General features: G+C 62.3%; 24 protein-coding genes, 1 tRNA gene and 1 pseudogene. 9 read left to right on the top strand and 17 right to left on the bottom strand.

Features of this window, described 5'->3' with window-relative positions; translation table 11 throughout:
* The 3 genes from ACEW8Q_RS13020 to ACEW8Q_RS13010 form a co-directional block, all read right to left on the bottom strand.
* Window positions 1-225 (bottom strand): hypothetical protein (locus ACEW8Q_RS13020; RefSeq protein WP_373504485.1); only part of this gene is annotated, 225 nt, incomplete at its 3' end.
* Between the two features lie 16 nt (window positions 226-241).
* Window positions 242-1,975: an arginine--tRNA ligase gene (gene argS / locus ACEW8Q_RS13015; RefSeq protein WP_373504484.1), complete on the bottom strand. Its 1,734-nt coding sequence runs from the start codon at window positions 1,973-1,975 to the stop codon at window positions 242-244.
* Between the two features lie 40 nt (window positions 1,976-2,015).
* Window positions 2,016-3,212: a deoxyguanosinetriphosphate triphosphohydrolase gene (locus ACEW8Q_RS13010; RefSeq protein ID WP_373504483.1), complete on the bottom strand. Its 1,197-nt coding sequence runs from the start codon at window positions 3,210-3,212 to the stop codon at window positions 2,016-2,018.
* A gap of 47 nt (window positions 3,213-3,259) precedes the next feature.
* Here ACEW8Q_RS13010 and erpA point away from each other — a divergent pair, with 47 nt between their 5' ends.
* Window positions 3,260-3,589 (top strand): iron-sulfur cluster insertion protein ErpA, encoded by a 330-nt coding sequence (gene erpA, locus ACEW8Q_RS13005; protein ID WP_373504486.1) that lies wholly within the window; start codon window positions 3,260-3,262, stop codon window positions 3,587-3,589.
* A gap of 40 nt (window positions 3,590-3,629) precedes the next feature.
* The gene (gene xth / locus ACEW8Q_RS13000; RefSeq protein WP_373504482.1) at window positions 3,630-4,412 is read left to right on the top strand and encodes an exodeoxyribonuclease III; all 783 of its coding nucleotides are present in this window, start codon (window positions 3,630-3,632) and stop codon (window positions 4,410-4,412) included.
* Between the two features lie 59 nt (window positions 4,413-4,471).
* On the opposite strand, the gene ACEW8Q_RS12995 is transcribed toward xth, so the two are convergent.
* Complete coding sequence (locus tag ACEW8Q_RS12995) at window positions 4,472-4,816, bottom strand: phasin family protein (protein ID WP_373504481.1); 345 nt, start codon at window positions 4,814-4,816, stop codon at window positions 4,472-4,474.
* Window positions 4,817-5,080: 264 nt separating this feature from the next.
* Here ACEW8Q_RS12995 and ACEW8Q_RS12990 point away from each other — a divergent pair, with 264 nt between their 5' ends.
* Complete coding sequence (locus ACEW8Q_RS12990) at window positions 5,081-6,649, top strand: D-alanyl-D-alanine carboxypeptidase family protein (RefSeq protein WP_373504480.1); 1,569 nt, start codon at window positions 5,081-5,083, stop codon at window positions 6,647-6,649.
* On the opposite strand, the gene ACEW8Q_RS12985 is transcribed toward ACEW8Q_RS12990, so the two are convergent.
* From ACEW8Q_RS12985 to ACEW8Q_RS12975, 3 genes are read right to left on the bottom strand one after another with little or no spacing between them, the layout of a single operon-like run.
* The gene (locus ACEW8Q_RS12985) at window positions 6,634-7,338 is read right to left on the bottom strand and encodes a molecular chaperone DnaJ (RefSeq protein ID WP_373504479.1); all 705 of its coding nucleotides are present in this window, start codon (window positions 7,336-7,338) and stop codon (window positions 6,634-6,636) included. The two genes, ACEW8Q_RS12990 and ACEW8Q_RS12985, sit on opposite strands and share 16 nt — an antisense overlap.
* Before the next feature lie 10 nt (window positions 7,339-7,348).
* Complete coding sequence (locus ACEW8Q_RS12980) at window positions 7,349-8,053, bottom strand: VWA domain-containing protein (protein ID WP_373504478.1); 705 nt, start codon at window positions 8,051-8,053, stop codon at window positions 7,349-7,351.
* 5 nt (window positions 8,054-8,058) lie between these two features.
* A complete protein-coding gene (locus ACEW8Q_RS12975; protein ID WP_373504477.1) occupies window positions 8,059-8,871 on the bottom strand; it encodes an EipB family protein in 813 nt (270 codons plus the stop codon).
* Between the two features lie 78 nt (window positions 8,872-8,949).
* Between ACEW8Q_RS12975 and ACEW8Q_RS12970 the strand changes: the two genes are divergently transcribed.
* From ACEW8Q_RS12970 to ACEW8Q_RS12945, 6 genes are read left to right on the top strand one after another with little or no spacing between them, the layout of a single operon-like run.
* Window positions 8,950-9,933 carry a 2-hydroxyacid dehydrogenase gene (locus ACEW8Q_RS12970; protein ID WP_373504476.1) on the top strand — a complete coding sequence of 328 codons (984 nt, stop codon included), beginning with the start codon at window positions 8,950-8,952 and terminating at the stop codon, window positions 9,931-9,933.
* A 1-nt stretch (window position 9,934) separates the two neighbouring features.
* Window positions 9,935-10,399, top strand: coding sequence for a RidA family protein (locus ACEW8Q_RS12965; RefSeq protein WP_373504475.1), 465 nt, complete (start codon window positions 9,935-9,937; stop codon window positions 10,397-10,399).
* Between the two features lie 2 nt (window positions 10,400-10,401).
* Window positions 10,402-11,160 carry a glycerophosphodiester phosphodiesterase family protein gene (locus tag ACEW8Q_RS12960; RefSeq protein ID WP_373504474.1) on the top strand — a complete coding sequence of 253 codons (759 nt, stop codon included), beginning with the start codon at window positions 10,402-10,404 and terminating at the stop codon, window positions 11,158-11,160.
* Window positions 11,161-12,300, top strand: coding sequence for a GNAT family N-acetyltransferase (locus ACEW8Q_RS12955; protein ID WP_373504473.1), 1,140 nt, complete (start codon window positions 11,161-11,163; stop codon window positions 12,298-12,300).
* 12 nt (window positions 12,301-12,312) lie between these two features.
* A complete protein-coding gene (locus ACEW8Q_RS12950; RefSeq protein WP_373504472.1) occupies window positions 12,313-12,735 on the top strand; it encodes an HIT family protein in 423 nt (140 codons plus the stop codon).
* 19 nt (window positions 12,736-12,754) lie between these two features.
* Entirely contained in the window at window positions 12,755-13,063 is a 309-nt protein-coding gene (locus ACEW8Q_RS12945) for a hypothetical protein (protein ID WP_373504471.1), read from the top strand.
* Between the two features lie 132 nt (window positions 13,064-13,195).
* On the opposite strand, the gene rpoC is transcribed toward ACEW8Q_RS12945, so the two are convergent.
* The 10 genes and pseudogenes from rpoC to tuf form a co-directional block, all read right to left on the bottom strand.
* Window positions 13,196-17,362 carry a DNA-directed RNA polymerase subunit beta' gene (gene rpoC, locus ACEW8Q_RS12940; RefSeq protein ID WP_373504470.1) on the bottom strand — a complete coding sequence of 1,389 codons (4,167 nt, stop codon included), beginning with the start codon at window positions 17,360-17,362 and terminating at the stop codon, window positions 13,196-13,198.
* A 98-nt stretch (window positions 17,363-17,460) separates the two neighbouring features.
* Complete coding sequence (gene rpoB, locus ACEW8Q_RS12935; RefSeq protein ID WP_373504469.1) at window positions 17,461-21,558, bottom strand: DNA-directed RNA polymerase subunit beta; 4,098 nt, start codon at window positions 21,556-21,558, stop codon at window positions 17,461-17,463.
* A 141-nt stretch (window positions 21,559-21,699) separates the two neighbouring features.
* Complete coding sequence (gene rplL / locus ACEW8Q_RS12930) at window positions 21,700-22,071, bottom strand: 50S ribosomal protein L7/L12 (RefSeq protein WP_373504468.1); 372 nt, start codon at window positions 22,069-22,071, stop codon at window positions 21,700-21,702.
* A 49-nt stretch (window positions 22,072-22,120) separates the two neighbouring features.
* Complete coding sequence (gene rplJ / locus ACEW8Q_RS12925) at window positions 22,121-22,639, bottom strand: 50S ribosomal protein L10 (protein WP_373504467.1); 519 nt, start codon at window positions 22,637-22,639, stop codon at window positions 22,121-22,123.
* 340 nt (window positions 22,640-22,979) lie between these two features.
* On the bottom strand, window positions 22,980-23,687 hold the full coding sequence (rplA, locus tag ACEW8Q_RS12920; RefSeq protein WP_373504466.1) for a 50S ribosomal protein L1: 708 nt from the start codon (window positions 23,685-23,687) through the stop codon (window positions 22,980-22,982).
* Between the two features lie 4 nt (window positions 23,688-23,691).
* On the bottom strand, window positions 23,692-24,123 hold the full coding sequence (gene rplK / locus ACEW8Q_RS12915; protein ID WP_373504465.1) for a 50S ribosomal protein L11: 432 nt from the start codon (window positions 24,121-24,123) through the stop codon (window positions 23,692-23,694).
* 92 nt (window positions 24,124-24,215) lie between these two features.
* Window positions 24,216-24,749, bottom strand: a complete 534-nt coding sequence (gene nusG / locus ACEW8Q_RS12910) for a transcription termination/antitermination protein NusG (RefSeq protein WP_373504464.1) — start codon at window positions 24,747-24,749, stop codon at window positions 24,216-24,218.
* Window positions 24,750-24,776: 27 nt separating this feature from the next.
* Entirely contained in the window at window positions 24,777-24,974 is a 198-nt protein-coding gene (gene secE, locus ACEW8Q_RS12905; protein WP_373504463.1) for a preprotein translocase subunit SecE, read from the bottom strand.
* A gap of 17 nt (window positions 24,975-24,991) precedes the next feature.
* Window positions 24,992-25,067, bottom strand: a tRNA-Trp gene (locus tag ACEW8Q_RS12900).
* 49 nt (window positions 25,068-25,116) lie between these two features.
* Window positions 25,117-25,261 (bottom strand): annotated as a pseudogene (gene tuf, locus ACEW8Q_RS12895) (elongation factor Tu); the annotation flags it as partial.

The raw sequence follows: 25,261 nt of genomic DNA, 5'->3' as shown, positions 1-25,261 counted from the left end.
GACCGGATTGGCCCTCGACGGCGCGCGCGGTGCCATCGGAGCGGTTCTGGTCACAGGCTGCGGTGCCCGCGGCGCGGGCCTTGCGGTTCCTGCAGCAGGCGTATCGATCTGCGGCGGTTCTCGAAATTCGTCAGACAACTTCGGTATCTCCTTGGCGCCGATGCCGAGGCGCTCGCGCCAGTTACGCTTGTCCGCGCCCGCGCCGTTGGTCGAGTTCTGATCCATATGACCTTTATCGCCTCTACATCTCTTCGGCGGGCCTCACCCCAAGGATCCGAAGGCCATTTGACAAAACATATCTAATCGCACGCAAGAATGCGAGACGTGTTGTGGTGATGTTAACGTCATCCTTCAAAATAAATCTCAATTGCGGCGAGTCTTTGCCCTTGTTCCACAGAGCGTGAAAATCCCCAGCCAGGTCAAAAAGATAGAAGGCGATCCGATGCGGCTCATGGGCCGCCGCCGCAGCCTCGATCAGGCGCGGGAACTCGGCCAGTCGGCGGATGAGCCCAGTTTCGGCTTCGTCCGTGAGCAGATTGAAATCCGGCGAATCGGCATTGAACCCCTCTTCCGCCGCATTGCGCATCACCGAGCAGGTGCGGGCATGGGCGTACTGGACGTAGAAGACGGGGTTGTCCTTTGACTGTTCGGTCACCTTGGCAAAGTCGAAGTCGAGAGGCGCCTCGTTCTTGCGGAACAGCATCATGAAGCGGACGACGTCAGGGCCGACCTCCTCGACGACTTCCCGAAGCGTCACGAACTCGCCTGCCCGCTTGGACATCCGCACGGGCTCGCCAGCCCGGTAGAGCTTCACCAGCTGGCAAAGCCTGACGATCACCGCGACGGAGCCCTTGCCGGAAATCGCTGCCGCCACGGCCTCCAGGCGCTTCACGTAGCCGCCATGGTCAGCGCCAAGGATGTAGATCAGTTCCTTGTAGCCGCGCCTGATCTTGTTGCGGCTGTAGGCAACGTCCGATGCAAAGTAGGTATAGGACCCGTCGGACTTGAGCAGCGGCCTGTCGATGTCGTCGCCGAAGTCGGTTGCCCGGAACAGGGTCTGCTCACGGTCTTCCCAGTCTTCCGGAACCTCGCCCTTGGGCGGCGGAAGGCTGCCCTGGTAGACATGACCGCCCGCGCGGAGTTCGTCGATGGTCTCGGCCACCTCGCCTGAATCATGCAGCGACTTCTCGGAGAAGAACACCTCCTGCCGGATGTTCAGCGAGGCGAGGTCGTCACGGATCAGATCCATCATCATGGCCATGGCGCGCTGCCTGACGACGGGCAGCCATTCGGCCTCGTCCAGGTCCAGAAGCGATCTGCCATGCTCGGCCGCCAGCGCCTGGCCGACGGGCTTCAGATACTCGCCCGGATAGAGGCCAGCCGGTATCTCGGTGATCGCCTCTCCCAAAGCCTCGCGATAGCGCAGGAACACCGAGCGCGACAGCACGTCGACCTGGGCGCCCGCGTCGTTGATGTAGTATTCGCGGGTCACTTCGTAACCGGACGCGACAAGAAGCTGGGCCAGCGCATCGCCGAACACGGCGCCCCGCACGTGCCCGACGTGTAGCGGACCCGTGGGATTTGCGGACACATACTCGACATTGGCCTTCATGCCGCCGCCCATGGTCGAGCGGCCGTAGCCATCACCGAGCGCGATGACCGAGTCGAGCACACGGGGCCAGACAGAAGCCTTGAGGCGGAGATTGATGAAGCCGGGCCCGGCGATCTCGACCGAGGCAATGTCGGCGTGGGACTTCAGCTTCGCCGCGATGAGTTCAGCCACGGCGCGCGGCGGCTTGCCGAAGGCCTTGTTGAGAACCATCGCCGCATTGGTTGAAATGTCGCCATGAGCTGCCTCGCGCGGTGGCTCGGCCGTGAGGCGCGAGAGATCGAGAGGTGCGGCAATGCCCTGCTCAACCGCGACAGCGCTCACGCACTCCCGGATCACCTGCAGGAATTCTGAAAACAGGTTCATGTCGTCATCTAAACTGTTGAATTAAGGCCCTTCGCTCGCCCTACCGGAAAAGCGGATCGAGGTCAAACAGGCGTTTGTGCTGGTCGAGCGCGTAACGGTCGGTCATGCCCGCGATGAAATCGCAGACTTGCCGGGCATAGCGTTCAGTGTCGGCGGCATCGGCCGCATCGCGCCAGTTCTGGGGCAGCAGCCTGGGGTCGGCCATATAGGCATCGAACATGTCCTTCACCACGCGCCGCGCCCTGGCCATGATCTCCTCGACGCGTTCATGATGATACATGCGCTCGTTGAGAAAGCCTTGCAGGACGCGGTTCTTCTCGCGCATCTGGTCGCCGAAGCCGACAAGCCCGCCGCCGAGCCCGCGCACATCCGTGGCCGATGCCGGCTTGAACTTCGCCGCCCGGCGCCTGGTTTCGGCAATGACGTCGGAGACCATCTCCGACATGACCCGACGCACCGTCTCATGCACCAGGCGATCGTGTTCGAGGTCTGGATAGAGCTTCAGGACGTCCGAGAGCGCTTCGCCCGCCAGCGGCACGTCGCCGAGGTCGATGAGATTGAAGAGTCCGGCCCGCAGGCCGTCGTCGATGTCATGGGCATTATAGGCAATGTCATCGGCGATCGCCGCGACCTGTGCCTCCGCAGAGGCGAAGGAATGAAGCTCAAGCTCATGGTCGGCCGCGAATTCGAGAATGGCTTCAGGAAGGCCCCGCTCGCGGTAGCAGCCCACGGGATCACCCTCGGCATTCACCAGCGGGCCGTTATGCTTTACCAAGCCTTCCAGCGTCTCCCAGGTCAGGTTGAGCCCGTCGAACAAGGCATAGCGCCGTTCGAGCTTGGTCAGGATGCGGAGGGACTGGGCATTGTGGTCGAAACCGCCATGGGGCCGCATTAGCTTGTCGAGTTCGCGCTCGCCCGCATGGCCAAACGGCGTGTGGCCAAGGTCGTGCGCCAGCGACAGGGCTTCGGCGAGGTCCTCGTCCAACCCGAGCGCGCGGGCCACGGAACGGGCTACCTGCGCCACCTCGATGGTATGGGTGAGGCGCGTCCGGTAGTGATCGCCCTCATGGTAGACGAAAACCTGCGTCTTGTGCTTCAGCCGCCGGAAGGCCTGCGAATGGATGATCCGGTCGCGGTCACGGGCAAAGGCGGTGCGAAGCGGCGATTCGGCCTCGGGCACAAAGCGGCCCCGGGTCTCCTCGGGCCGTGAGGCGTAGGGGGCCGTGAACCGTTGCATGGGAGAATCCGTTGACAAGCCAGAAGATCGATCCAACATACACCATTATGACGACAGCGATCACACTGACAGACCGTGCCGCCTCGCGAATCCGCGAAATCCTCACCCGTGAGCCCGGCAAGCATGCGCTTCGCGTCGCGGTGAACGGCGGCGGCTGTTCGGGTTTCCAGTACGAGTTCGAGCTGACGGGCGAGGCAGCCGACGATGATCTGGTGATCGAGCGCGGTGGCGTGAAGGCGCTGGTCGATCCCGTGAGCCAGGGGTTTCTTGCCGGGTCCGAGATCGACTTCGTGGACGATCTCATGGGTCAGTCGTTCCGCATCCGGAACCCGAACGCCACATCATCCTGCGGCTGCGGCACAAGCTTCTCGATCTGAAGGCCTTGCGGCCCAGGGACCATGCGGCCATCATGGCGGCATGAAGATCGCCACCTGGAACGTGAACTCCGTCAAGGCCCGCCTCGACAACGCCATTGCCTGGCTGAAGGACGCAAATCCCGATATCGTCTGCCTGCAGGAACTGAAATGCGAGGACCAGGCCTTCCCCGCGCAGGCCTTCGAAGAGTTTGGCTACAATGTGCTCACCTACGGCCAGAAAACCTATAACGGCGTTGCCATTCTCTCGAAAATGAAGGGCGAGGACGTGCGCCGCGGCCTGCCCGGCGAGCCCGAGGACACGCAGGCGCGCTATCTCGAGGCCGTCTTTTCCTCAGGCGCAAGGTCTGTCCGGATCGCCTCGATCTATCTCCCAAACGGTAATCCTCCGGACACGGACAAGTTCGCCTACAAGCTGCGCTGGATGGACAGACTGCAGGCCCATGTGAAGGACTTGCTCACGCTGGAAGAACCGCTGGTGCTGGCGGGCGACTACAATGTCATCCCCACCAGCCTCGATGCGCGCTTCCCTGAGGCCTGGGTGACGGACGCCCTGTTCCGCCCCGAGTCGCGCGCAAAATTCCGTTCGCTGGTCAATCTCGGCCTCACCGACGCCATCCGGCAAGTCCATGGCGACAAGCCCGATCTCTATACGTTCTGGGACTATCAGGCCGGAGCCTGGCAGCGGAACAACGGTATCCGAATCGACCACCTGCTCCTGTCGCCGCAGGCAGCCGACCTGCTGGTCACCGCCCGAATCGACCGTGAGGTCCGCACGCAGGAGCGCCCGTCGGATCATGTGCCGGTCGTGATCGAGCTCAAATGAAAAAGGCCCGCGGACCTTGCGAGGTCCACGGGCCAAATCTGTTAGTCAGCCGAAGCTGATTACTTCGGAGCCTTGACGCCGAACGCTGCGAGGGACGCTTCGAAGGGCTTGAAGGCTTCCTTGGCGGTGGCGAGGTAAAGCTCGTTAAACTTGGTCATCTGCGCAACCATCGTCTCGTAGCTTTCCTTTGCGAAAGCCTGCTGGGCCTCGACAGCCTTGTCGAAGGACTTCACGGCAGAGAGCTTCTCGAAAGCAGAGGTGCTCTTCTCGAACGACTTGCGCGAGAAGTCAGCGGCTTCCTGCGCGATGGCCTGCATGCCCTTGGTGACGGCCGTGGACGAAGCGACATATGCTTCGAAACCGTCTTTGCCGAACGTCTGGAATTCTTCGAAGGACTTCATCATGAGCGTATCTCCATTGGCCGCCGTGTTGCGATGTGCTTAATATGTGCACTGCAACATAAAAGTCAACCGGATTTCGCATTGCAACAGTTTCATCCTTTGGTATGGATCGCCCGGGCTTCCGGTTTACCTTCTGCTAACGCCACATGCGCCACAGTGATTCGGGGACTGGAATAGTTTGCGGGTTGGACTGGCAGGATTGGCCAGCCCGGCCTTGTTGTGTTAATTGTCGGTGCGGGCGTCGAACCGCACTTGAGTGGAGTGGGCATGCAGTTTCTGGGTTTCTGGGGCCGTAGCCCCGCGTCTCAACAGCCGGTATCCGGCTGGCGCGCGGCTGTTCTTGTTGTTGTCGCCTTGCTTTCGGTGGCATCGTTTGCAGGAACGGCTGACGCAAATCCCAAATTCGCGGCCGTCACCGTCGATGCGCGCAACGGCAAGCTTCTCTTCGCCGAGAATGCCGATTCGATCCGCCATCCGGCTTCGCTCACCAAGATGATGACACTCTATGTCCTCTTCCAGGACCTGAAGAGCGGCAAGATCAAGCTCAACTCTCCCATCCGCATGTCGGCGCGCGCGGCCTCGATGTCACCCTCCAAGCTCGGGGTGAAGGCCGGCAATACGATCACCGTCGAGACTGCCATCAAGGCGCTCGTCGTCAAGTCGGCCAACGACGTGGCTGCGGCGGTTGCCGAAAACCTCGGCGGAACCGAAAGCGCCTTCGCGCAGCGCATGACCCGCACGGCGCGCTCCATCGGCATGAGCCGCTCGACCTTCGCCAATGCCTCCGGCCTCCCCAATCCGAAGCAGGTGACCACCGCGCGCGACATGGCCACGCTCGGCCTTCGGCTCATGCGCGACTTCCCGCAGTATTATCCCTATTTCCGTACACAGAACTTTACCTATGCGGGCCGCACGATCCGCGGCCACAACAGGCTTCTCGGCAAGTATGAAGGCACCGACGGGATCAAGACCGGCTATATCAATGCCTCCGGTTTCAACCTCGTCACCTCCGTCCGCCGTGGCGACAAGAGGCTGGTCGGCGTGGTGCTCGGCGGCCGCAGCGGCGCCACCCGCGATGCCTACATGAAGACAATGCTCAGCAAGCATTTCGGCGCAGCCAAGACCGGCAAGACCATCGCGGCAATGGCGGGCTCATCCAAGGGTGCAATCGATCCCGTCGGCGGCGGCACCGCGGCCGATGCCTCCGATTCGAAGGCCAAGCGCAAGAAGGCGGCGCCCGGCCGCAAGAAGAACGCCGACGACCAGAGTGCCTCGGAAGCTCAGGTCGCGCAGGCGCCCGCCGTGACGGCGGTGCCCGAACAGGGTGACACCGGCGAAGAGGCCGAAGCCCAGTCCGCGTTGGCTGAGCAAGCCGCCGCGGCCGCAATCGCACCGGCACAGCAGGCCAGTTCGGGGTCCACGTTCCAGCAGGTTGAGGTCGAGACCGTTCCGCAACCCACGCCCCAGCCGCAGGTGATCGAATCCAACCTTGTCGATCCTTCGGCTCCCGCCGACCTGCCCTTCCAGGTGAAGACCCCATCGGAGCAACTCGCTGACCAGGCAACCGTTGCCTCGATCGCCTCGGCTGATGCCCAGTGGATGATCAACCTCGGCGACTATGCCAGCAAGCCCGATGCCCTGGCCCAGCTACAACTGATGCGCAAGAAGGCCGGTGCCGTGCTCGATGGCAAGACAGCGCAGACGGTGGTGGTCGACAAGAAGGGCACCATCACCTATCGCGCCCGCTTCACGGGCTTCGACGAGAACTCTGCAAAGGCGGCCTGCAAGGCCATCAAGAAGAACAAGGCGGCCTGCTCGGTTCAGGCGCCGGCCTGAAGCAGGAATTCCTTGGCCTCGTTGATCTTGGCGGCGAGATAGTCAGAGCCGCCGAGATCCGGGTGTGCCGTCTTCATCAGGCGCCGGTGCGCGGCGCGAATATCGTCCGGCCCCGCGCCCTCCTTCAAGCCGAGAATCGCCAGCGCTTCGGCCTTGGTCATTTTCTGCGAGCTTGATGCGGACGCGGTTGATTGTCCCCTCGTCCAGTTCTCGCGCCACTCGGGATGAACCCGGTCCACCCATGCCTCGAACAGCGCCCGGCTCTGGTCTGTCGCCCGCGCGCAATCGGCATGAAGCCGCCGCGCCTCGTCCAGCGTGAGGCTCGACAGCCTGCGGCCCTTGTAGGCACCGCCCAGCACTTCGCCATCCATGCGGCCGCTGTCATGGTCGAGTTCCATCACCAGCATGCTGGTCGCCACGCGGGAGTTCTGCCCCGGAGTCTTGCGGTTCCATGGCATGCCGTTGGGGAACACCATGTTCTGTCCCACGAGCCCAAGGCCGAGCGCGAAGAGCGGCATCGCAAGGTTCATGGCGCCGCGAAGGGCCAGAAAACCGGAGAAGGCCATGAGGCCATAGCCTGCCACCTTGCGGGTAAGGCCCCGCACCTGTGCCGGCTGCGCATTGGCGAAGGAGCGGATCAGGAACCACCCGCCCACGATGATGCCAAGTGCGATCAGAAAACTGTTCATGGGAAAGCCGTCACTTCATCTGCTCGAGGAGCAGCGCCGAGGCGCCGCCGCTTCGCTGGGAATGGTCCGCCAGCGCCTGCCGGCCGCCCGCGGCATAGACGGCAACCGCCGTCAGCAACTCGCGAAGCACCTTGGCGGAATCCCGCCCGAACCTGAAATAAGCGCCGCGCGTGAGCCGCGCGATCTCTCTGTAGCCAAGCTCGGCGTTGGCATTCTGGCCTTCCTGGAACATGAAGACGGGAACGCCCAGCAACCCGATCTCGCCCGCCACATGAGCGAGCTGGTCGATGTTCTCCTCCAGCGCATCCCCGACATAGACGCAGGCATTGACCTTGCCGGCACCCGCCTCGCCCCGCAGGTGCTTCAGCACCCGCAGGATCTGCGTATTGCCGCCCTGGCAGCGGATGCCCGACATCAGCCGGGCCAGAGACTGCGTGTCGGAACTCCACTTCGAGGCCCGGCATTCGTTGAAGCCCCGGAAATAGACGAGCTGCACGTCGAGCCCGCCGATCCGGCCAGCCTCGGCGAACATGTCTCCCTGGATCGCCAGCGCCTGGTCCCAGCTGTGTTGGCGGCTCATCGTGGCGTCCATCGCGAGCACCAGCCGGCCATTGCTGCCTGATTTCGTTTTCGCTGGCGGCATGGAGCGCACCTTGTCGAGAAACGCCTCCACCTCCCCCGCAGGTGCACCCTGATGCGGCTTGATGCCGGACATGGCCGTCAGGGACACTCTGAGGGGTTGAGCATCTTCAGGTCGGACAACGTGCCGGTGAGCGCGAACTCGCCATAGTCGAGCACCAGCCCGGTGGCGACACCGTTCTCGTACATGTCGAAGCTCACCTGGTACTCGGGCGTTTCCGCTGTACCCTCGACGTTGTAGTAGCTGGTCGTCATCGGCCACGAGCCCAGCGCCTTGAGGGGTGCAGCCGCCGGATTGCCGCCATCGCGCGCGATGGCGCCCGGCAGCTTCGCCTTGCCGACGAAGGATATGGCCCGGAACACCTTGCCCTCGTCCGACCCGTCGAAAATGATGCTCGAATCGCGCCCGCCGCCCTGTTCGCCCAGCGCCATCAGTTTCATCTGGTGCTGCATGGGGAGCGACACATTGGCGGGAACGGTGAAGTTTTCATCGGGTTTGGTGGAGATGCTGCCCTGCCCTTCGGCTGAGGCCTGGTCGCGGTTCAGCTTGATGCGGAACTCCTGCCGCTGCTCGCCATTGATGAGTTCCCTCATCTGATGGCGGAATTCGAGCGCGCCCGGGCCTTCATAGGTTGTGGTCATGGTGTCGATCAGCGTCATCTCGCCCTCATTGGGACGGTATTTCGTGGCCATCCGGAAGTTGACGGTATAGCCCTCGCAGCTCGACCCATCGATTTCGAACGCCAGGCGTCCGGTGGCCGATTGCAAGGACGCGCCCTCGTTCGCCCGCAGCAGCGAGAGGTCGTAGATCGCACGGTGCGGCATCACCGTGGCAGCCTCCGCTGCACCGGCAGCCAGAAGCAGGATGGGAAGAAAGAAAGAAATCTTTTTCAACCTTGAAACTCCTCGGCGGCGGTGGTCCAATGCGCCTCCACACAGCATAACATAATCATTGAACATCAAGAGGCAAAGATGGCGGCAGCAGGGCCGGAACGGCCACGCATTCTCGTGACGCGGAAGATGATGCCGGACGTCGAACGGCGCATCTCAGAGGTCTTCCGCGCGACCCTCAATGCCGAGGACCTTCCCCTGTCCAAGGACGAGATCCTGGCGCAGGCGGCCCAGTATGACGGGATCCTGCTCACCTCCTTCGACAAGCTTGGACCGGACTTCATCCCGGCGCTGCCGCCCTCGATTCGCATCATCGCCACCCATTCGGTGGGCTATGACCACCTGTCGATCCCGCAAGCCCGCGCCAAGGGCGTTGCCGTCACCAACACGCCGGGCGTGCTGACGGACGCCACGGCCGACATTTCGATGCTGCTGATTCTGGGCGCCGCTCGTGGTGCCTCCTGGGGAGACCGCATGGTGCGGGGAAACACCTGGGGCGAAACGACGCTCGTCTCGCCCATGGGCCATGACGTTTCCGGCAAACGCCTGGGCATCCTCGGCATGGGCCGTATCGGCCAGGCCGTGGCCATGCGTGCCAGGGGCTTTGGCATGGAGCTACACTACCATTCGCGCAAACCCGTCTCCGGAGACGACGAGCACGGTGCCCGCTATCACGCGCGCTTCGAGGACATGCTGCCGCACTGCGATTTTCTCTCGATCAACTGCGCGTCCACACCCGAGACACGCGGCATCGTGAATGCGAAGACCATCTCGCAACTGCCCGATGGCGCCATCGTGGTGAACACCGCGCGAGGTGATATCGTGGATGACGGCGACCTTATCGCGGCCCTCTCGTCAGGCAAGCTTGCGGCTGCGGGACTGGACGTCTTCAAGGGCGAACCCAACATCGACCCCCGCTACCGGGAACTTGAGAACGTGTTCCTGCTGCCGCATATCGGCAGCGCCACGCCCGGCACCCGCAGCGCCATGGGCCACAAGTGCATCGACAACCTCGAACAATTCTTCCGGGGCGAGAAGCCCACGGACCTTTTGACAGGAGACTGAAATGGGACTGATCGACAAGCGCCTGGTGGAACTTGGCATTTCGCTGCCCGTCGCGGCCAAGCCCGTGGCCAACTACGTGCCGTGGTCGCGCACCGGCAACCTCGTGTTCATTTCGGGCCAGGGCCCGATCGCCGACGGCAAGATCACGTTGCAGGGCTGCCTCGGCGAATCGATTTCGATCGAGGACGGCATCAAGTCCGCACGTCTCTGTGCGATGAATGTCGTGGCCCAGCTGAAGGACGCCTGCGACGGCGACCTGGACCGTGTGAAGCGCATCGTGAAGATCGTCGGTTTCGTCAATGCAACGCCGTCGTTCACCGATCACCCAAAGGTCATCAACGGTGCCTCCGACTTCATGGTCGAAGTCTTCGGCGACAAGGGCCGCCACGCGCGCTCCGCCGTCGCCTCGCCGTCACTTCCCTTCGGCATCTCTGTCGAAGTCGAGGCCATCATCGAGATCGAGTGATCATGCCGAAGCCTGCCCCTGCCCGCGCCACAGGCTTTCTCACGGCGCTCCCCATTGCCCACCGCGGCCTTCACGACCGGGACAAGGGCATCATCGAGAACACGGCCTCGGCCTTCGCTGCGGCAATGGCTGGCGGCTATGCCATCGAATGCGACCTGCAGATCACGAAGGATGGCGAGGCGGCCGTCTTCCATGACGAGCACCTCGACCGTCTGACGGAAGGAACGGGCCTCGTGAAGGACCTGACCGCCGCCGAAATGCAGCGGCAGGTCATCCGGGGTTCCACGGATCGCGTACTGATCTTGGGTGAACTGCTTGAACAAGTGAAGGGACAGGTGCCACTTGTCATCGAACTCAAGTCGCACTGGGACGGCGACGAGCGGCTGGTCATCCGCGCGCTCGACGTGCTGAAGAATTATCGCGGTGAGCATTGCATCATGTCCTTCGACCCCGACATGATAGAGGCCGTGAGACAGCGTTCTCCCGCCACCATTCGCGGCATCGTCGCCGACCGGGCCTTCGATCCGTTCTACGATTCGCTTCCCCTGAAACGGCGGCAGGAGATGCGGACCTTCGCCTACATGGAGCGGACCGACCCCGACTTCATCTCGTTCTATTATGGCGAGTTGCCCCATGCGCCCGTTGAGGCCATCCGCGCGGCGGGAAAGCCCGTGATCACATGGACCATCCGCGATCCGGAACAGGCTCGCATAGCCCTGCGGCACTCCGATCAGATCACCTTCGAGAGGTTTCTGGCCTGAATGCTGAAGGCGGTCTCCAGTGCCTTGGCCATCGACCGCGCGGACTGGGACCGCCTCGCCAACCCGAAGGGCAGCGAGTTCAATCCGCTGGTCTCCCATGACTTCTTCCGCTGCCTCGAAGAGTCCGGCTGCGCTGTTGCGGCGACGGGCTGGGCGCCGCGCCATATGGTGAAGGAGCAGGACGGCGAGGTGACAGGCATCGTGCCGTGCTACCGCAAGCGCCACTCCTATGGGGAATATGTCTTCGATCATGGCTGGGCCAATGCCTATGAGCGGGCGGGCGGGCGCTATTACCCCAAGCTACAGGTCTCGGTACCCTTCTCGCCCGTGACCGGCCACCGCCTGTTTGCGGCAACCGAAGAGCGGCGGCGCGATCTTGCCAGCGGACTGATTGCGCTGTGCAACGAGGAAAAGGCCTCTTCCGTCCATATCACATTCATGCCCGAGGCGGACTGGCAGGCGCTGGGCGGCAAGCTGTGGCTGCAGCGCACCGACATCCAGTTCCATTGGAACAATCCCGGTTACGAAAGCTTCGACGGCTTCCTCGCCTCGCTCTCCTCGCAGAAGCGCAAGAACATCCGCAAGGAACGTGCATCCGTGGCAGACGCCGGCATCACGCTTCACGCGCTCACCGGGCGCGACATCGAGGAACGGCACTGGGACGCCTTCTTCGACTTCTACATGGACACAAGTGCCCGCAAGTGGGGCCAGCCCTATCTCAACCGCGCCTTCTTCAGTCTCATCGGAGAGGCCATGTCCGAACACATCCTGCTGGTGATCGCGGAGCGCGGCGGACGGTTCATCGCGGGCGCCCTCAATTTCATCGGCAGCCACGCGCTCTATGGCCGCAACTGGGGAGCGCTGGAGCACCACAACAACCTGCATTTCGAGGTCTGCTACTATCAGGCCATTGACTTCGCCATCTCCCGCAAGCTGCCGCGGGTCGAGGCTGGGGCGCAAGGCGCTCACAAGCTGGCGCGGGGCTATCTTCCGCAGAAGACCTACAGCCTGCATTATCTGGCCCACCCCGGCCTGTCGCGCGCCGTGGCCGACTATCTGGCCTCCGAGCGCCTGGGTGTCGATGAGGAGGCGCAAGCCCTTGCGGCCCACTCTCCCTTCCGGCAGGAACAGGATTTCTGAGGAGCACACACGATGACCTATGATCCCGACAACATCTTCGCCCGCATCCTCCGGGGTGAAATCCCTTGCCACAAGGTCTATGAGGATGAAACCACGCTGGCCTTCATGGACGTGATGCCCCAGGTCGACGGCCACACGCTGGTGATCCCCAAGGCACCCAGCCGCAACCTTCTCGACGCCGACCCCGCCGTGCTGGGCCCCTTGATGGCGAACGTGCAGAAGATCGCCCGCGCCGCCCGCCAGGCCTTTGGCGCAGAGGGCGTACTTGTGAAGCAATTCAACGAACCTGCGGCCGGTCAGACCGTGTTTCATCTTCACATCCATGTCCTGCCCCGCAAGACCGGCGAGGACATCAGGCCCCATGCCGGCAAGATGGCCGACCATGGATTGCTCGCACAGCATGCCGGGATGATCAGGGCCGCTCTCGAATCTTGATCGAGATCAAGGAGGTTGCATGCTCCGTCAAGCTAGGCTTCTCCCGACAAACGGAGACCGTCATGAATCACAAGCATCGGAAGTTCTTCACAGCCTTTTCAGCCATCCGCTGCCCAGCAACATCCATCTCCACGACGTGGAATCGGTCTTCAAGGAAATGGGTGCCGACCTCAGCCACTCCGGCCACGGCCGCCTGATGGTCAATATGAATGGCAAGACTGCAACCTTCCACGGCGCCGATCATGGCTTGTCGAAGGACGAGGTTTCCAACATGCGCAAGTTCATCGAAACCTGCGGCGTCGAGCCGGAGCGTGACTATCCTCTGTAAGTCTGTCGCGTATTCCTCCCAAACTTCAAAGGCCCGGTGAGAACCGGGCCTTTTCTTGTGGTCAGAACCCATCGCCAAAGGAAAAGGCCCGGTTCTTACCGGGCCTCTTGATATGTCGTCTGGCGTCGAGGCTTACTCGGCCGCGGGAAGTTCCGCCGCCCTCGCCTGCTCTTCGAGGATCAGGGTGTCGCGCTTGTCGGCCACCTGACGGAGCCTGGAGAGCATGCCGCCCGTGCCCGCCGGGATGAGACGGCCCACGATGACGTTCTCCTTCAGGCCTTCGAGCGTGTCGATCTTGCCGATGATCGAGGCTTCGGTGAGCACGCGCGTGGTTTCCTGGAACGAGGCCGCCGATATGAACGAGCGGGTCTGCAGCGAGGCCTTGGTGATGCCCAGCAGAACCGGCTTGCCGCTTGCGGGCTTGAAGCCCTCGGCGATCAGCTTCTCGTTCTCCTGGTCCAGTTCCTCGCGGTCCACTTGTTCGCCCATCAGCAGGGTCGATTCACCAGTGTCGGTGATCTCTACCTTCTGCAACATCTGGCGAACGATCACCTCGATGTGCTTGTCGTTGATGTTCACGCCCTGCAGACGGTAGACTTCCTGGATTTCGTTGACGAGGTAGGACGCGAGTTCCTCCACGCCCTTGATGTCCAGGATGTCATGCGGCGCGGGGTTGCCGTCCATGATGTACTCGCCCTTCTCGATAAAGTCGCCTTCCTGGACGGGAAGATGCTTGCCCTTCGGGATGAGATACTCCACGGCCTCTGCGCCCTCCTCCTGAGGAACGACGCGGATGCGGCGCTTGTTCTTGTAGTCGCGTCCGAATTCCACGCGGCCCGAGATCTCCGCGATGATCGCATGATCCTTGGGCCGGCGGGCTTCGAACAGCTCGGCTACACGCGGCAGACCGCCGGTGATGTCGCGGGTCTTGGCGCTTTCGAGAGGGATGCGGGCCAGAACGTCGCCGGCCTGAACCGTCGCACCCGGATCAACCGAGAGCACGGCATCGACCGACAGCAGGTAACGGGCTTCGCCGCCACGGGCGAGCTTCATCACCTTGCCGTCCTTGTCCTTCACCACGATCGCCGGCTTGAGGCTCGAGCCGCGCTGGTTCGAGCGCCAGTCGATGATGACGCGGTTGGTGATGCCCGTGGCTTCGTCTGCCACTTCGTTCACCGACACGCCTTCGACCACGTCCTCGAACTCGACGGTACCGTCGGCTTCCGTCATCAGCGGACGGGTGTAAGGGTCCCACTCGGCGATGCGCGTGCCGCGCTTCACCTTGTCGCCCTCGTCGGCATAGAGGCGCGTGCCATAGAGCAGCTTGTGGACAGCCCGCTCCGTGCCGTTCTCGTCGACCAGAACCAGCGACGAGTTGCGGCCCATGACCATGAGGCGGCCCGTGGCGTCCTTCGCGAAGTTGCGGTTGCGGATGACGATCTTGCCGTCCGCGTTGGCTTCGATGAAGGACTCGTTCAGCACCTGTGCAGTACCGCCGATGTGGAAGGTACGCATGGTGAGCTGCGTGCCCGGTTCGCCGATCGACTGCGCCGCGATGACGCCCACGGCTTCGCCCATGTTGACGGGCGTGCCGCGCGCGAGGTCGCGCCCGTAGCACTTTCCGCAGACGCCGAACTTGGTCTCGCAGGTCAGCACCGAGCGGATGCGGAGTTCCGCGATACCTGACTTCTCGATCTTCTCGACCTGGGCTTCCATGATCTCGTCGCCGGCGGCCACGATGATCGTGCCGGTGGCGGGGTCGATCACGTCCTGGGCCGCGGTGCGGCCAAGGACGCGGCTGCCCAGCGTCGCAATGATCTCGCCCGCGTCAACAATCGGACGCGTGGTGAGGAACGCCTTTGTGCCGCAATCGACTTCCGAGATGATGGCGTCCTGCGCCACGTCCACGAGACGGCGGGTGAGATACCCGGAGTTCGCGGTCTTGAGCGCGGTGTCGGCCAGGCCTTTGCGGGCGCCGTGGGTCGAGTTGAAGTACTCGAGCACCGACAGGCCTTCCTTGAAGTTCGAGATGATCGGCGTTTCGATGATCTCGCCCGACGGCTTGGCCATGAGGCCGCGCATGCCGCCGAGCTGCTTCATCTGCGCCGGCGAACCACGGGCACCCGAGTGGCTCATCATGTAGATCGAGTTGATCTGCTTCTCGCGGCCGGTCTTCTCGTCGGTCTGCACCGCCGAGATGCGCGCCATCATTTCCTCGGCCACCTTGTCCGTGGTCTTGGCCCAGGCGTCGACGACCTTGTTGTACTTCTCGCCCTGCGTGATGAGGCCGTCGATGTACTGCTGCTCGAACTCCTTCACGAGTTCGCGCGTGGTGCCGACGATCTTCTCCTTCGTCTCGGGAATGACCATGTCATCCTTGCCGAAGGAAATGCCCGCCTTATAGGCGTTGTAGAAGCCGAGGCTCATGATGCGGTCGCAGAAGATGACCGACTCCTTCTGGCCGCAGTGCCGGTAGACGGCATCGATCATCTTGGAGATGTCGCGCTTGGTCATCAGCTTGTTGCAGAGATCGTAGCTGATGCCGATGGACTTCGGCAGCAACTCGCCGATCTTCATGCGGCCCGGCGTCGTCTCTACGATGCGGTTGTAGCGGCGTCCCTCGTCGTTGACGTCGGACACGCGGCCACGAATCCTCGTGGCAAGCGTGATGACGCCGGCCGCAAGCGCGTGGTCGATTTCAGCCATGTTGCCGAAGGCCATGTTCTCGCCGGGCTCACCCTTCCGCATGATGGAAAGGTAGTAGAGGCCTAGAACGATGTCCTGCGACGGCACGATGATCGGCTGTCCGTTGGCGGGATGCAGCACGTTGTTCGTCGACATCATCAGAACACGGGCTTCAAGCTGCGCTTCGAGCGACAGCGGCACGTGAACGGCCATCTGGTCGCCGTCGAAGTCGGCGTTGAAGGCCGTGCAGACGAGCGGATGCAGCTGGATCGCCTTGCCCTCGATCAGCACAGGCTCGAAGGCCTGGATACCGAGACGATGGAGCGTCGGCGCGCGGTTCAGCATCACCGGGTGCTCGCGGATGACCTCGTCGAGGATATCCCAGACTTCCGGCTTTTCCTTTTCCACAAGCTTCTTCGCCTGCTTCACGGTGGCGGACAGGCCCTTGGCGTCGAGACGCGAATAGATGAAGGGCTTGAACAGCTCGAGCGCCATCTTCTTCGGCAACCCGCACTGGTGCAGCTTCAGCTCAGGACCGACCACGATGACCGAGCGGCCGGAATAATCGACGCGCTTGCCGAGCAGGTTCTGGCGGAACCGGCCCTGCTTGCCCTTGAGCATGTCAGCGAGCGACTTCAGCGGACGCTTGTTGGCGCCGGTGATGACGCGGCCGCGGCGGCCGTTGTCGAACAGCGCGTCAACAGCCTCCTGCAGCATGCGCTTCTCGTTGCGCACGATGATGTCCGGCGCGCGCAGTTCGATCAGCCGCTTCAGGCGGTTGTTGCGGTTGATCACGCGGCGGTAAAGATCATTCAGATCCGACGTCGCGAAGCGGCCACCATCGAGCGGAACCAGCGGACGCAGTTCCGGCGGAATGACCGGCACCTGCGTGAGGATCATCCACTCCGGACGGTTGCCCGACTCGAGGAAGCTCTCGACAAGCTTCAGGCGCTTGGCGATCTTCTTCGGCTTCAGGTCGCCCGTCGCATTGCGAAGGTCCTCGCGAAGCTGGTCGCGCAGCTGCTCGAGATTGATGGCCATCAGGATGTCGCGGATGGCTTCGGCACCGATCGAGGCCGTGAAGGCATCCTCGCCGTAGTCTTCCTGCGCCTTGATGTACTCGCTCTCGGACAGCAGCGAATGCAGCTTCATCGGGGTCAGGCCGGGTTCGAGAACGATGTAGTTCTCGAAGTAAAGGATGCGCTCCACGTCCTTGAGCGTCATGTCGAGCAGCATGGAAATGCGGCTCGGCAGCGACTTCAGGAACCAGATGTGGGCGACGGGGGCCGCGAGCTCGATGTGGCCCATGCGCTCGCGCCGGACCTTCGACAGCGTCACTTCCACGCCGCACTTTTCGCAGATGATGCCCTTGTACTTCATGCGCTTGTACTTGCCGCACAAGCATTCGTAATCCTTCACCGGCCCGAAGATGCGGGCGCAGAACAGCCCATCGCGCTCGGGCTTGAAGGTACGGTAGTTGATGGTCTCCGGCTTCTTGATCTCGCCGAACGACCACGAGAGAATCTTCTCGGGGCTGGCGATCGAGATGCGGATCTGATCGAATGTCTGCGCCGGCGTTGCCGGGTTGAAGACGTTCATGACCTCTTGGTTCATCGGTCACTTCTCCTTTGTGCGGGACATCCCCCGCCGGGTGTTCAGAAACGGATCGGTCAGGAAAACGGGCGGGGAGCTTCCTCCCCGCCGGGAACGCGTTACGTAGGCTGTTGCGAGCTCTGCAGCTCCACATTGAGGCTCAGCGAGCGCATTTCCTTGACCAGCACGTTGAAGCTCTCGGGAATGCCCGCCTCGAAGGTGTCGTCGCCGCGCACGATGGCCTCGTAGACCTTGGTGCGGCCGGCCACGTCGTCCGACTTGATCGTCAGCATTTCCTGGAGCGTATAGGCCGCTCCATAGGCTTCGAGCGCCCACACTTCCATTTCGCCGAAGCGCTGTCCGCCGAACTGCGCCTTGCCGCCCAGCGGCTGCTGGGTAACGAGCGAGTACGGGCCGATCGACCGGGCGTGGATCTTGTCATCCACGAGGTGATGCAGCTTCAGGATATAGATGTAGCCGACGGTCACCTGGCGGTCGAAGGGCTCGCCCGAACGGCCGTCGAAGAGCTGCACCTGGCCCGATGTCGAAAGACCTGCGTCCTTCAGCATCGCGGCGATGTCTTCTTCCTTGGCGCCGTCGAACACCGGGGTGGCGATGGGAACGCCACGGCGGAGGTTCTCGGCCGCTTCCAGAAGCGACTGGTCGTCGAGGCTCTGCAACTCGTCGTGCTTGCCATAGATGCGGTTCAGCTCGGTGCGCAGCGGCTTCACGTCCTGCGTATCCTTATAGGTGTCGAGCATCGCGCCGATCTTGCGGCCCATGCCCGCGCACGCCCAGCCAAGGTGCGTCTCGAGGATCTGCCCGACGTTCATGCGAGACGGCACACCCAGCGGATTGAGCACCACGTCCACATGCGTGCCGTCCTCGAGGAACGGCATGTCCTCGATCGGAACGATGCGTGACACGACGCCCTTGTTGCCATGGCGGCCGGCCATCTTGTCGCCCGGCTGGATCTTGCGCTTCACAGCGACGAAGACCTTGACCATCTTCATCACGCCCGGCGGCAGTTCGTCGCCACGCTGCAGCTTGTCCACCTTGTCGTGGAAGCGCGTGTCGAGGCGCTTCTTCGACTCGTCGTACTGCTGCTTCATGGCTTCGAGTTCGCCCATCGCCTTCTCGTCACCGAGAGCGATGTTCCACCACTGCGACTGCGGCATGTCGTCGAGGATCTTCGGCGTGATCTCGCCTTCGATCTTGTGGCCCTTCGGACCACCGGTGGCGACCTTGCCCGTCAGGAACAGGTTGAGGCGGCCATAGGAGTTGCGGTCGAGGATCGCGAGTTCGTCGTCACGGTCCTTGGCGAGGCGGTCGATCTCTTCCCGCTCGATCGCCTGTGCGCGCTCATCCTTGTCGACGCCGTGGCGGTTGAACACGCGCACTTCGACGACCGTGCCGGCAACGCCGGGCGGCAGGCGGAGCGAGGTGTCGCGCACGTCGGATGCCTTTTCGCCGAAGATGGCGCGCAGCAGCTTTTCTTCCGGCGTCATCGGGCTTTCACCCTTCGGCGTGATCTTGCCGCACAGAATGTCGCCCGGCTTCACTTCAGCACCGATGTAGACGATGCCGGCTTCGTCGAGGTTCTTGAGGGCTTCCTCGCCGACGTTCGGGATGTCGCGGGTGATTTCCTCGGGCCCGAGCTTCGTGTCGCGTGCCATCACGTCGAATTCCTCGATGTGGATGGAAGTGAACACGTCGTCCTTCACGATCCGCTCAGAGAGCAGGATCGAGTCCTCGAAGTTGTAGCCATTCCACGGCATGAACGCGACGAGCACGTTCTGGCCGAGCGCCAGATCGCCCAGATCCGTCGACGGGCCATCGGCGATGATGTCGCCTGCCTTGACGCGGTCACCCACGCGCACCAGCGGACGCTGGTTGATGCAGGTGTTCTGGTTCGAACGCTGGAACTTGGCGAGCGTGTAGATATCGACGCCCGACTTCGACGGATCGGTCTCTTCCGTGGCGCGGATGACGATGCGCTTGGCGTCCACCTGATCGACCACGCCCGAGCGGCGTGCGGCGACGGCAGCACCGGAGTCGCGTGCGACCACCGATTCCATGCCGGTGCCGACGAGCGGCGCGTTGGTACGCACCAGCGGAACCGCCTGACGCTGCATGTTCGAGCCCATGAGGGCGCGGTTGGCGTCGTCGTTCTCGAGGAACGGGATCAAGGCTGCGGCAACCGACACAAGCTGCTTCGGCGACACGTCGACATAGTCGATGCGGTCAGCCGGAACCGTGAGCACGTCGCCGGCATGGCGTGCGATGACGAGGTCCTCGGCAAAGGTGCCTGAATCAGTCAACGCCACGTTGGCCTGCGCAATGTGGTGCTTCTGCTCCTCGATGGCCGAGAGATAGACCACTTCGGTCGACACCTTGCCGTCGATGACCTTCTGGTACGGCGTCTCGATGAAGCCGTACTTGTTCACGCGGGCATAGGTCGCGAGCGAGTTGATGAGGCCGATGTTCGGGCCTTCCGGCGTTTCGATCGGGCAGATGCGGCCATAGTGCGTCGGATGCACGTCGCGGACTTCGAAGCCGGCGCGCTCGCGGGTCAAGCCACCCGGTCCAAGGGCCGAGAGACGGCGCTTGTGGGTAATTTCCGAGAGCGGGTTGGTCTGGTCCATGAACTGCGAAAGCTGCGAGGAACCGAAGAACTCGCGCACGGCTGCTGCCGCGGGCTTCGCGTTGATCAGGTCATGCGGCATCACCGTGTCGATATCGACCGACGACATGCGCTCCTTGATGGCGCGCTCCATGCGGACGAGGCCGAGACGGTACTGATTCTCCATCAGTTCGCCCACCGAGCGGACACGGCGGTTGCCGAGGTGATCGATATCGTCGACCTCGCCCTTGCCGTCGCGCAGTTCATGGAGCGTCTTGATGACCGCGACGATGTCGTCGCGGCGCAGAACGCGCATCGTGTCCGGAACATCGAGTTCGAGACGCATGTTCATCTTCACGCGGCCGACAGCCGAGAGGTCGTAGCGCTCCTGGTCGAAGAACAGGCCGTTGAACAAGGCTTCCGCGGTCTCACGCGTCGGCGGCTCGCCGGGACGCATGACGCGATAGATTTCGACAAGCGCCTGCTCATAGGTCTCGACCTTGTCGGCCTTGAGCGTGTTGCGGATGTAGGGACCGGTGTTGATGTGGTCGATGTCGAGAAGGCGCAGTTCGGCAAAGCCGTTGTCCTTCAGCGACGCCAGCATCTTCTCGCCGATCTCGTCGCCGGCCTCGGCATAGATTTCGCCGGTCGCCTCGTTCACCAGTTCATCGGCCAGGTAGAGGCCATAGAGTTCCTCGTCGCGGACCAGAAGCTCCTTGACACCGTCCTCGGCGATTTTGCGGGCGAGGCGCGGCGTGATCTTCTTGCCGGCTTCGACGACAACCTGCCCCGTCTTCGCGTCGATCAGGTCGACGGTGGGCTTGATGCCCTTGAAACGAGCGGCGTCGAAGGCCGTCTTCCAGCCGTCCTTGGTCAGCGTGTAGGTGACGGTATTGTAGAACGTGTGCAGGATCTCTTCGGAATCCAGCCCCAGTGAATAGAGCAGCGTGGTGATCGGCAGCTTGCGGCGGCGGTCGATGCGCGCATAGATGATGTCCTTGGCGTCGAACTCGAAATCGAGCCACGAACCGCGATAGGGAATGATACGTGCCGCGAACAGGAGCTTGCCCGAGGAGTGGGTCTTGCCCTTGTCGTGGTCGAAGAAGACGCCCGGGCTGCGGTGCATCTGGGACACGATCACGCGCTCGGTGCCGTTGACGACGAAGGTGCCGTTGGCCGTCATCAGGGGCATGTCGCCCATGTAGACGTCCTGCTCCTTGATGTCCTTGACCGACTTCGACTGCGTGTCGGGATCGACTTCGAAAACGATGAGGCGCAGCGTCACCTTCAGCGGCGCCGCGAAGGTCATTCCGCGCTGCTGGCACTCGTCGACGTCGAACTTCGGCTGCTCGAATTCATAACGCACGAACTCGAGCATGGCCTGGCCGGAGAAGTCCGTGATCGGGAAGACAGACTTGAAGACCGCCTGCAAGCCGTCGTTCAAACGTCCGCCCGCCGGTTCCTTCATTTGCAGGAACTGATCGTATGACTCGCGCTGAACCTCGATGAGGTTCGGCATTTCGGCCACTTCGATGTTCTTGCCGAAGAACTTGCGGAGGCGTTTGCGGCTTGCGGCGGACTGTGTTTCGGCCATTGGTTTTCCTTAACGGTTCAGAAACAAGCATGATCGACAGCTTGCCCAACCCCCCTTTTCAGGGGAATCGGGCAAGCCGTCGCTTGAAAACACGGTACTGGCCCGGCGGCGCCTCAAAGTAAAGGCGCCGCCGGAAATGTGTTACTTCAGCTCGACCTTGGCGCCAACCGCCTCGAGCTTCTTCTTCATTGCTTCGGAATCGGCCTTGTTGGCGCCTTCCTTCACAACCTTCGGAGCGCCCTCGACGAGGTCCTTGGCTTCCTTGAGGCCCAGGCCAGTGATGGCGCGGACTTCCTTGATGACTTCGATCTTCTTGTCACCGGCAGCCATGAGCATGACCGTGAATTCGGTCTTCTCTTCGACCGGAGCAGCGGCAGCGGCGGGGCCTGCAGCGGCGGCAACAGGAGCAGCGGCGGAAACGCCCCACTTCTCTTCCAGAAGCTTCGAGAGTTCGGCGGCCTCGAGAACAGTGAGGGCCGAGAGGTCTTCGACGATTTTGCTGAGATCAGCCATTTGAGTATCTTTCTGTCAGTCGGTTTGGTTTGTGGATTAGGCGTTGCCGTCAGGCTGCCTGATCTTTGGTGGCATAGGCGTTCAACACACGCGCCAGTTGGCCGCCAGGAGCCTGAAGCACACCAGCAATCTTGGTGGCGGGAGCCTGGATGAGACCAATGAGCTTGCCCCTGAGCTCGTCGAGCGAGGGCAGTTCAGCGAGCGACTTGACCGCAGCGGCATCCATGACGGTCTTGCCGAGCGCACCGCCGAGGACGACGAACTTGTCGTTCCCCTTGGCGAAGGCTGCGGCGACCTTGGGTGCCGAGACGGGATCGGCGGCGTAAGCCACCATGGTCGGACCCACGAAGAGGTCCTTGATCCCGGCTGCATCTGTGCCATCAAGAGCAAGCTTGGCGAGACGGTTCTTGGCGACCTTCACGGTCGCCCCCGCCTGGGACATCTTGTTCCGCAGGTCATTGACCTGGTTCACAGTAAGTCCCTTGTTGTGGGCCACAACGATCACACCGGTGGTCTTGAACACCTGGTTGAGCGTCGCGACGAGCTCTTTCTTCTCAGCTCTTTCCACTTGCTCTCTCCTTTATGGCGGAAGGGCTATTCACCCGTCCACCGTTGGACCAACCGCTCGAGACACCAACCACACGAAGGCAGATGGCGCATCAGCGGCGCTCACGTGCCTGTCCCCCTTGCCACCCCGAAAGGCAGACGCGGGATTTGAGGTCCAAACCGACTTTGAGCCGCCATATATGGGGCTCGAATTCCGTTTTGACACCCATCTCATGCAGGCTTGGGGTTTAAGCTGGTCCCGAAGGGCCAGCGCCTGCAATCTCGGACAGGTAATCCAGAGTTCTAGGAACCCTGGTCACCCGATTGAAATCATTGCGATTTCAATCGGGAAACTTGTTAGTTCAGGCCCCGGCGCCTCCAGTAACGGACGACAGGTCGAGCTTGAGGCCGGGACCCATGGACGAAGAAATAGACAATTTCTTGACATAGGTACCCTTGGCAGCCGGCGGCTTGGCCTTCACGACCGCATCCACGAACGCCTTGATGTTCTGGGTCAGCGCTTCGTCCGTGAAGCTTGCCTTGCCGACACCGGCTTGCACGATGCCGGCCTTCTCGACACGGAACTCCACAGCGCCGCCCTTGGCGGCCTTTACGGCGCCAGCGACGTCCATGGTGACCGTGCCGACCTTCGGGTTCGGCATCATGCCGCGAGGTCCGAGAACCTTGCCAAGACGGCCGACGAGGCCCATCATGTCAGGGGTCGCGATGCAACGATCAAAGTCGATCGTGCCCTTGCTGACGATCTCGAAAAGTTCTTCCGCTCCGACGACTTCGGCGCCTGCCGCCTTGGCTTCATCAGCCTTGGCGCCCTTGGCGAACACGCCGACGCGAACCGAGCGGCCGGTGCCGTTCGGCAGGTTCACCACGCCACGCACCATCTGGTCCGAGTGACGCGGGTCGACGCCGAGGTTCATGGCGATCTCGACCGTCTCGTTGAACTTCGCCGTAGCGCGCTCCTTGATCAGCTTCACAGCCTCATCGAGGCCATAAAACTTCGTGCGATCAATGCCTTCGCGTGTCTTTTCAATGCGCTTTGCGAGCTTTGCCATTGTCTTACTCCACCACCTGAAGGCCCATGGACCGGGCGGAGCCGGCGATTTCACGCGCTGCCGCGTCGAGGTCACGGGCGTTCATGCCCTTGAGCTTCTGTTCGGCGATCTCACGGCACTGGGCCATGGTCACCTTGCCAACGAAGGCACCCTTGCCCGGCTCCTTGGAGCCCGACTTGATGCCGACGAGCTTCTTGAGATAGTAGCTGGCCGGAGCCGACTTCATCTCGAAGGTGAAGGACTTGTCCTGGAACGCGGTGATCACGACCGGAGTGGGCGTGCCCGGCTCCATCTTCTGCGTGGCGGCATTGAAGGCCTTGCAGAATTCCATAATGTTGAGGCCGCGCTGACCGAGTGCGGGACCGATGGGCGGAGACGGGTTTGCCTGTCCCGCCGGCACTTGCAACTTGATGTAGCCGACGACTTTCTTGGCCATTTTGTTTCCCTCTGCCGAAGATACGGCGGTTTGAGGTTAGTGGTCCGGCTTGTTGAAGGCCTCCCACCGGGTGGACAGTTCGAAAAAGCGCCTTAACGGAGCTTTTCGACCTGACCATACTCGAGTTCGACAGGCGTGGGCCTGCCGAAGATGGACACGGCGACCTTGAGCCGCGACCGTTCTTCATCCACTTCCTCCACCTGACCGGAGAAGGATGCGAAAGGACCATCGGCAACGCGAACCTGCTCGCCGACTTCGAAGGAGATGGTCGACTTCGGACGCTCGACGCCCTCGGCCACCTGGTTCAGGATGCGCGAGGCTTCGGCATCCGAGATCGGGATCGGCTTCGAGTCCGAGCCAAGGAAGCCCGTCACCTTCGGTGTATTCTTGATCAGGTGGAAGGCCTGATCGGTGAGTTCCATCTTCACCAGCACATAGCCGGGGAAGAAGCGGCGCTCGCTCTTGATCTTGCGGCCGCGGCGGACCTCGATCACTTCTTCGGTGGGAACCAGAACCTGCTCGAAGTAGTCGGAAAGACCCTTCTGTGCCGCCTGTTCCTTGATCGATTCGGCCACCTTCTTCTCGAAATTCGAGTAGGCGTGGACGATGTACCAGCGCTTTGCCATGTCTGCCTTGCCTGCCCCGTCCGCCCGTTAACCGGTGATGCCGAGGACCCACTGCACACCGCTGTGCAGCACGAAATCCACGGCCAGGAAGAACAGTGATGCAATCGCAACCATGATGAACACCATCAGCGTCGAGATCATGGTTTCGCGGCGGGAAGGCCAGGTGACCTTGTTCCCTTCTTCGCGAACCTGCTGCAGAAACTCAAGCGGATTGGTCTTGGCCACGTGTTCTTCCTAAATTCTGGCAGGGGCAGAAGGGCTCGAACCCTCGACCTGCGGTTTTGGAGACCGCCGCTCTACCAACTGAGCTATACCCCTGTGGCGCGGCGCACCCTCCCAGATGGGGAGTGCACCGCCCCGTGTAAAGTTAGTCCGTGATCTTGGCGACGACGCCGGCGCCGACGGTGCGGCCGCCTTCGCGGATGGCGAAGCGCAGCTTTTCTTCCATCGCGATCGGCGTGATCAGCTCGACGGCAAACGAGATGTTGTCGCCAGGCATCACCATTTCCGTG

The sequence above is a fragment of the Aestuariivirga sp. genome, from assembly GCF_041738905.1.
Classification (GTDB): domain Bacteria; phylum Pseudomonadota; class Alphaproteobacteria; order Rhizobiales; family Aestuariivirgaceae; genus Aestuariivirga.
The sequence above is the reverse complement of the archived record's forward strand: the minus strand, read 5'-3'. Positions and strand labels throughout refer to the sequence as shown.